This is a genomic window from Clostridium sp. HMP27, from assembly GCF_000765165.1.
GTDB lineage: Bacteria > Bacillota > Clostridia > Clostridiales > Clostridiaceae > Clostridium_AK.
In genome coordinates, this window is the sequence record NZ_JMFY01000067.1 from 1 (window position 1) to 1,196 (window position 1,196).

The 1,196-nt window shown below is 30.5% G+C and carries 1 protein-coding gene and 1 tRNA gene; both read right to left on the reverse strand.

Annotation, left to right across the window (positions count from 1 at the left end; translation table 11 throughout):
• Positions 1 to 214: 214 nt before the first annotated feature.
• Positions 215 to 961 (reverse strand): peptidylprolyl isomerase, encoded by a 747-nt coding sequence (locus tag DP68_RS19925; RefSeq protein ID WP_035312037.1) that lies wholly within the window; start codon positions 959 to 961, stop codon positions 215 to 217.
• Between the two features lie 134 nt (positions 962 to 1,095).
• A tRNA-Phe gene (locus DP68_RS18680) sits at positions 1,096 to 1,171 on the reverse strand.
• Positions 1,172 to 1,196: the final 25 nt, after the last annotated feature.

Sequence of the window (1,196 nt, forward strand, 5' to 3'; positions counted from 1 at the left end):
TCGTTTCTTGCGACAACATAAGTTATTGTATCATATAAATAATACCATTCCCCCATTATAAATGGAATTATACAATTATATGTACCTGCTCCTTTTATTTACTTAACAATACTCCACTTTACTACTATTGATACAGGTGGCAATGTTGTTATTACAAAACGCACAAAAGACACACAAAGGGGATCCTTTGTGTGTCTTATCTTACTCATTAAGTTTATTCTTGTATATTTACATTGTATTTTTTCTTTAAATCATCTACAAAACTTATATACATATCTTTTTGCTTTTCTTGTAATACTTGTGCATATATGCTACCCTTTACTTCATCTAGTGCTATTATACTTTCTGGTTTTTTATCTTCTACAAATATTAAATGGTATCCAAATTGAGTTTTAACTGGCTCACTAATTTCTCCTGCACTCATGGTAAATGCTGCCTTTTCAAAAGGTGGAACCATTCTTCCATGTCCAAAGGTACCGAGAGCTCCACCTTTGTTTTTAGATGGACATGTAGAATACTTTTCAGCTGCCTTTTCAAACTTCATTCCATTTTTAATTTCATTTAATATACTATTACACTCTTCTAAAGTCTTTACTAGTATATGCTTTGCAGTTATATTTTCCTCTGTTTTAAACATTTCCTTATTGGATTCATAGAACTTAACTATATCCTCTTCATCTACTTTAACACTAGAAATAATCTTTTTTATAGCTATTTGAGTAAGTATTTCTTTTTTTGCGTTTTCTAATTGAATTAAAAAGTCTTTCTCTTCTTCCATGCTACTATCCTTAGCATATTCATAGAGTACTTCAAAACTTACAACTTCATTTAATAATTCTTTTCTTCCTTCTGGTGTCGCTAAATGCTGCTGTCTCTCAGCTGGAAATCTTGATATAATTTCTTGTAAATCTTTGTTAGTTATATGTTTACCATTAAATGTTGCAATAATTTTTTCTTCCATTATGATTACTCCTTTTTCATATATTTTATATGATAATATTACTTTTACATTCAAAATACTCCTATAATAATTATATACTAATATTATAAGATATAAATAATTATAAAATAAAAAACCCTGCTTTTGCAGGGTTTTGGTGGCTGGACCAGGAATCGAACCAGGGACACGAGGATTTTCAGTCCTCTGCTCTACCGACTGAGCTATCCAGCCATGCTTATCTGGCAACGACCTACTC

What these genes read in the sequence shown, in the direction of transcription:
- DP68_RS19925 (WP_035312037.1), bottom strand. Translation starts at nt 961, where the DNA reads ATGGAAGAAAAAATTATTGCAACATTTAATGGTAAACATATAACTAAC.